The following is a 6507-nucleotide window of genomic DNA, read 5'->3' as shown; positions in this document are numbered from 1 at the left end:
TTTTTGACTTTTTTGCGGATTCGTCGCTCTGGAATTGAAGTAGAGATTTAGGTACATCTGAACAAACAGAAGCCAGACAAAACCTCTACCTACCAAATGTTTAAACCTCAGAGCAATGAATCATCAGTGGAACAATGTATTTCTGAAAGTCAGCACCTGGCTAGTGGCTGAGATCATCCTAAATTTGATTGGTCTAGATAACCTCGCCGATTACGGCGAATTCGTCTTCGATAAAGAGGTTTTAATCTCAACATCTCACCATCAAGTCTCACGGATTTTCCCCCCTCGGCACTCCCAAAACTTGTTTTAAGAGTTTCCCGCCAACCGTCAACCGTCAACCGTCAACCGTCAAAAAATTCTAACCTTATTACTGAAGACTGATAGCCAAGCTACCCTACAGCAACCCCTCAGGCTAAAAGACTTCAGCCTTTAATCAATATTTAATCAATATGGAGCTAAGCGGATTCGAACCGCTGACCCCCTCAATGCCATTGAGGTGCTCTACCAACTGAGCTATAACCCCGTAATTTTATAGTCCATTACCTAGTATACCTTGATAGCTCAGCTAAGTCAAGTAGTTTCAGAATGAAATTATCTCGATCAGTAGAATACGCTGGGAGACTGAGCCATTTGGGTAATATACCCCATGCAGCTGTTCATCAGAAAATAAACCACTAACATAGCTGCCGCTGACATGGCTACTAAGGTACCAGCCAGCATCAGAGAGAACTCTTGGGTATCAAAGGCTTCCTGCATCAGGTGCAGTGACCAAGCCACCAAGGCGACATCAAATATTAGAATTATCACCAGCATTTTTTACAAAAATTAATATTGGATCCATATTTAGTTTAGCAGCTATAAAAATCACTGCAAACCATTAAACTACTTAATACTACACAACAAAACTTAAATCTTTCGGAAGAATAATCCATTAGTTTACTATGGCAATCGCACCGGAATTTGGTGTTGGTTCAAATAGGTTTTAATTTCAGATACACTCAGTTGCCCGTAATGCAACAGGGAAGCTAGTAACGCGGCTTCGGCTTTGCCCTCAGTCAGGGCCTGATAAATATGATCGCAGTTGCCAGCACCACCGGAGGCAATCACTGGAATTTCCACCTGTTCAGCCATAGTGCGCGTTAGCTCTAAGTCATACCCAGCCTGGGTTCCATCCGCATCCATACTAGTAACCAGAAGTTCCCCAGCTCCCCGTTGTGCCACCTCTTTTGCCCATGCGATCGCATCAATACCAGTGTTCTCACGTCCTCCTCGCACATAAACATTCCAACCAGGATTATCGGGATCTTCCCGACGACGAGCATCAATAGCAACTACAATGCACTGATTACCAAAGCGATCGCTGGCTTGATTAATAAAGTCTGGATTGCGTACAGCAGCCGAATTTATACTAACTTTATCGGCTCCTGCTCTTAATAATAATTTAATATTTTCCAAAGACTGGATGCCACCCCCCACGGTCAAGGGAATAAACACTTGTTCGGCTGTACGGTAGACTACATCAATAATAATGTCTCGGTCTTCATGGGTAGCAGTTATATCCAAAAACACCAGCTCATCTGCACCAGCATCATTGTAAACTTGTGCTAATTCCACTGGATCACCAGCGTCCTTAAGATTAACAAAGTTGACCCCTTTAACAACTCGCCCAGCTTTTACATCCAGGCACGGTAAGATTCTCTTAGCCAGCATAAGTAAACTAAGTATGAAGTATGAAGGATGAAGTATGACCCATGGCCATAACGTCTTTTAGACAAAAGTACCAAAACCCAGATAGAGAACCCAAATCTAGCAAGAAACGAAAAGGTCGCGGGTTACCCCGTCAGAGGCAAAGCGATGGTGACCTACTACTAGCAACGGCTACCGCTGAGGAAATTGGTCATCAGGAAGAGAGTATTAGACCACAGCGCTTAGCCGACTACATCGGACAAAAAGAACTCAAAGGAGTTTTGGAAATTGGCATTCAAGCCGCCAAAGCCAGAAATGAGGCCATGGATCACCTGCTGTTGTATGGACCACCAGGATTAGGGAAGACAACCATGTCCCTAATTTTGGCAACTGAGATGGAGGTGAATTGTAAAATTACTGCTGCACCTGCCTTAGAGCGTCCACGAGATATTGTGGGGCTTCTGGTTAATCTCAAACCTGGGGATATCTTATTTATAGACGAAATCCATCGTTTGTCACGCATGACAGAGGAATTGCTATATCCAGCCATGGAAGACTATCGATTGGATATCACTATTGGTAAGGGTCAGAGTGCCAAGACCCGCAGTATTCCTCTGCCGCAGTTTACCTTAGTGGGGGCAACCACACGAGTAGGTTCCTTAACCTCACCCCTACGCGATCGCTTTGGTATGATCCAACGCTTACGCTTCTATGAGATCGATGAATTGAGTTTAATTGTAACAAGGACAGCCCAACTGCTAAAGGCAGCAGTAACCCAAGACGGTGCTGAAGAAATTGCCCGTCGGTCTCGTGGCACACCTCGAATTGCTAACCGACTTCTGAGGCGAGTGCGAGACTATGCTCAAGTCAAAGGCATTGAGCAAATTAACCAGGATGTAGCAGCTCAAGCCATGGAAATCTTTAATGTAGACCCGATGGGGTTAGATTGGACAGACCGACTGGTACTCAAGGTAATGATTGAACAATTTAATGGCGGACCAGTTGGTTTAGAAGCAGTGGCAGCCTCTACTGGAGAAGATGCTCAAACCATTGAAGAAGTTTATGAACCCTATCTGTTACAAATTGGTTTCCTGCACCGCACACCTCGGGGTCGCGTCGCCACCTCAGCAGCTCGGAAACATTTGGGTTATGAGTAGTAGTTAGTAGTTAGTAATTAGTAGTTAATGGTCAGTAGTAAGGAATATCAAGATTGCGGTCTCACTTGAAATAATATATGAAACGCTTGATTAGGATTTTACTGATTTTACTGCTTGTCGTTTTATCGGCTGCTACGATAATCACACCCCCAGCAATGGCGCAAACCCAATTCCCAGAATTGACTAAGGCGCAGATAAAACAAATTAACCAGTTAAGGAAAAAGGCATTTGCTGCTACGAATCAGGGGAAATTCCCAACTGCTGAAAATTACTGGACTCAGCTAATTGAGCTGTTACCAGATAATCCCGTCGGTTGGAGTAATCGGGGTAACCTTAGAGTCAGCCAATATAAATTAGAGGATGCGATCGCAGACTTTACTCACGCCATTGAGTTAGCACCAGAAGCCACTGACCCTTATCTAAATCGCGGTGCCGCCTATGAAGCACAAGGGCGATGGCAAGATGCCATTGCTGACTATGAGCGATTGCTAAAACTTGATCCCAATGATGCCATGGCTTACAACAACTTGGGGAATGGGAAGGCAGGACTAGGCCAATGGACAGAAGCGATCGCAAATTACCAAAAATCCATCGAGCTAGCGCCCAATTTTGCCTTTGCCTATGCTAACTATGCTCTGGCTCTCTATCAAATTGGTGAAACCAAAGAAGCCATGGGCATTATGCGCAATACTATCAGAAAATACCCCCAATTTGCCGATCTGCGAGCTGCTTTAACAGCTGTGTTGTGGGCTGACGGAAAACGGGGGGAAGCTGAGAGTAATTGGGTGGCAGCCGTTGGTCTCGACAAGCGCTACCAAGACTTGGACTGGGTAGAGCATGTCCGCCGTTGGCCACCAATGATGGTTGAGGCGTTAGCAAATTTCTTCAACCTCAAATGAAATTAACCTGATCCACCTTAGCTTTTCTCAAGAGTCATTACTTCAGGACTTACGCAATAATTTTAGGTCTTAAGGATAATTTTAGGGTGTGTTATTAACGCACCCTAAACTCATAACTCTTGACTAAACTATTGATTATCAAGCACCCTTGCGAAGCAGCAGTTGTTTGAGGTTCCGACCCCGTGGCTCCCGGACAAATGCCAAAGGTAAAAGGGTAGCCAATCGCACCACTGCTGATAGGGCAAATAATGTTGGCAAACCACCGAAGTGAGGCAACTCGGCTAAAAAGCCACCAAACATACTACCTATAGCACCCCCTAATCCGGCTGATGCTGCAGCTGCTGCAAAATAGGTGGAGGGTTTATGAGCTGGTGATATCTCGATTTGGATGTTATTGGCACACAGGTCAATGGCTGCTGCAGCTGAACCTGTCCCGAAGAATAAAAGGGGTAGCCAAACCCAAAGAGCGAGAGTTGTTGGACTGCCGATCCCAAGCCAAAGTAAGGGAATCACGGATAGGAGAATCCCAACCATCACTAGTACTGGACGATTTCCGATCAGGTCAGACAACTTACCCCAGTAGATCAGCGTCAATAAACTTGCCCCAGCCATCAGACTAGTATAGAGAGTTACCCAACCCACATCTAAGCCCAAATTGTCGAGCAGATAAACATTGAAAAACGGATTGCTGAGGGTGAAGGCAAACATCCACAATCCAAAGTAGAGTACAAAGATTAGGAAGTTTGAGTCTTTCAATAGGGCAGCATAATCAGAGGGCGTCGGCTCCTCAGACTCTAAGGTTTCATCAGTAGTCTCATCAGTAGTCTCATCAGTCTTGGCAGTCTTCTTTGAGGGTATCTGAGGAGTGATATCTACCATGAAGAACTGAAAGAGTAGACTGAGTATTCCAGCTACGATAGCCAAAATCAAGATTACGCCATAGCCTTGAACTTGCCCACCGTCCCAGCTAGAAACAATGTATCCCAGTAGGGGAACACAAAGTAGGTTGGTTAAATTAGTAAAGCTATTGCGCAGTCCAAAATAGCGCCCTCGCAGGCGAACAGGAACTAACACCGCCATCCAGCTAGACCAAGAGGGACTACCCAAAGCTCCAAAAATGTGAGTGATCAGGTTAATCGCCAGTGTGCACAACACTAGATGATGAGCTGGAGCCAGACCAGTGCAGAACATCCCAATGCCTACTAGGACAAATAACCATAGTAGTCGCGAAGGAATGAAGGTTTTGATGATAAACCAGTGGCGACTGTAGGATCGGTCAGATAAATAAGCACCAATAGGCTGTAGAAAATTCGCCAGTAGAGGTATCCCTGAAAGAATACCGATTTCAAAGTTGCTAGCACCCAGTTGCAGCAAGAAGTTAGTGAGGAAAACCTCAGCTGTGATACAGGAGAAGAAGGTGGAAAACACGCCGTCAAGGGTGGCAGCCCTCAGGCTAGAGCGAATCTCTCCCTTGGGAATTTTTTCAGTAGGGCTAAGCGGCGGTCGTGCTTCCTTGTTTAGGGGCTTGAGCAACTTTGGCAATCGCGGCAAAGACGGAGCTTCTGGGGCGACATCGGATATGAGTCTGAGCATAGCGGTTCAGGTAGCTAGATAGAGAGGACTTAAATGGCGAATTTGATGGAGACGAGTAAATCGTATTGGTTCAGGTAGCACCTGTACTGGATCGGCAGGCAGGTCGAAACTCCTATGCCATATCCTCCCTATAGCATCCCCCTTCTTGATGGGCGTAGCGTGCCCATAGCGTAACCCTCTTGGCTTGCTCTTAAATCCCCCCTATACCCTCTTGTAAAACCTCCTTCGGCTAAAAGGGGTTTTACAAGAGGAGTCTATGCCATTTACATCACTAGGGAAGTAAGACTTGCTTACTCTCGCAGAAGACCTACCATAGGCTTCCGTACTCCTGGTAGAGTCCGGTAAGGTCTAGCTCCTGCGACATCTGCTATACACTCCGGTAACCCTTACTTTTCGAGAAGGGCTACTTTTCAATAACACTTATTCTCTAGCCTTCACCCAACCCCTTAGAAATACGAAAAGTAGTACTTTTCTATAATCCCTAAGGGTTACTTCCTAAGGGCTATGCCCTACGGGGAGAGCTATGGTCATGACGGGGTATAGCAGCGGAGGCTACGCTATTCAATTAACGGGGGAGCAAGGGGGCTAGACATGGATCATGAGGAAAAATCACGCCAATGCCCTATTCCCTTGTTTAGGAATCCCGATGTAGTCAGAGTCGATATCTACATATCAATATCTACATATCAATATCTACATATCAATACTGACCTAAGTACAGCTGTTGCCTTTTTTATCCGTGGGGCAACAGGGTACCTTAAAAATACTATCTCAAAAAAAGTAAAATATTGCAACAAAAATACACTTAAGTATATTCACTGAAATCTTTCATCTGACCGATCCTGCGCAAGAGCTCCCACTACCTGGCTACCGAAAAAAAAAGGCGGGATCGCCTTCATAGTCTTGATCTCCGGCTTACGTAGTTGAGTCAGTTAAGAGCGTAGCCACGATGGGGAGCATGGTTAATCATAATTAAAGCTAAAGATAAGTGGTGGTATAATAAAGATAAGCAATAATTAAAGTTGGCTACTAACAGCTAGCTTTACCCGAATAAATATGGCTACTAACAGCTTTACACCTTAAGAAATAAGGTGAGTAAACAGCTAGATAAAATGTCCCAGAGTCTACCAAAAACTCTGATTATTTGTTAGACTTAAATTAGGGGAACACCG

The 6507-nt window shown here is 45.0% G+C and carries 6 protein-coding genes and 1 tRNA gene; 3 read left to right on the top strand and 4 right to left on the bottom strand.

Features of this window, described 5'->3' with window-relative positions; genetic code table 11:
- Positions 1-115: 115 nt before the first annotated feature.
- A complete protein-coding gene (locus F6K37_RS02095) occupies positions 116-310 on the top strand; it encodes a hypothetical protein (protein WP_008183027.1) in 195 nt (64 codons plus the stop codon).
- A 140-nt stretch (positions 311-450) separates the two neighbouring features.
- On the opposite strand, the gene F6K37_RS02090 is transcribed toward F6K37_RS02095, so the two are convergent.
- The 3 genes from F6K37_RS02090 to hisF form a co-directional block, all read right to left on the bottom strand.
- A tRNA-Ala gene (locus F6K37_RS02090) sits at positions 451-523 on the bottom strand.
- A 77-nt stretch (positions 524-600) separates the two neighbouring features.
- Entirely contained in the window at positions 601-813 is a 213-nt protein-coding gene (locus tag F6K37_RS02085) for a hypothetical protein (protein ID WP_008183028.1), read from the bottom strand.
- A gap of 126 nt (positions 814-939) precedes the next feature.
- Entirely contained in the window at positions 940-1710 is a 771-nt protein-coding gene (gene hisF, locus F6K37_RS02080) for an imidazole glycerol phosphate synthase subunit HisF (protein WP_008183030.1), read from the bottom strand.
- Positions 1711-1751: 41 nt separating this feature from the next.
- Between hisF and ruvB the strand changes: the two genes are divergently transcribed.
- Together ruvB and F6K37_RS02070 are read left to right on the top strand one after the other, a co-directional pair.
- The gene (gene ruvB / locus F6K37_RS02075; protein ID WP_287247836.1) at positions 1752-2843 is read left to right on the top strand and encodes a Holliday junction branch migration DNA helicase RuvB; all 1092 of its coding nucleotides are present in this window, start codon (positions 1752-1754) and stop codon (positions 2841-2843) included.
- A gap of 77 nt (positions 2844-2920) precedes the next feature.
- Positions 2921-3742, top strand: coding sequence for a tetratricopeptide repeat protein (locus F6K37_RS02070; RefSeq protein ID WP_008183034.1), 822 nt, complete (start codon positions 2921-2923; stop codon positions 3740-3742).
- Between the two features lie 138 nt (positions 3743-3880).
- Here the strand turns inward: F6K37_RS02070 and F6K37_RS02065 are convergent, their stop codons facing one another.
- Complete coding sequence (locus tag F6K37_RS02065) at positions 3881-5335, bottom strand: MFS transporter (RefSeq protein ID WP_044492840.1); 1455 nt, start codon at positions 5333-5335, stop codon at positions 3881-3883.
- Positions 5336-6507 lie beyond the last annotated feature (1172 nt).

The sequence above is a fragment of the Moorena sp. SIO4E2 genome (assembly GCF_010671945.1).
GTDB classification, from domain to species: domain Bacteria; phylum Cyanobacteriota; class Cyanobacteriia; order Cyanobacteriales; family Coleofasciculaceae; genus Moorena; species Moorena producens.
The sequence above is the reverse complement of the archived record's forward strand: the minus strand, read 5'-3'. Positions and strand labels throughout refer to the sequence as shown.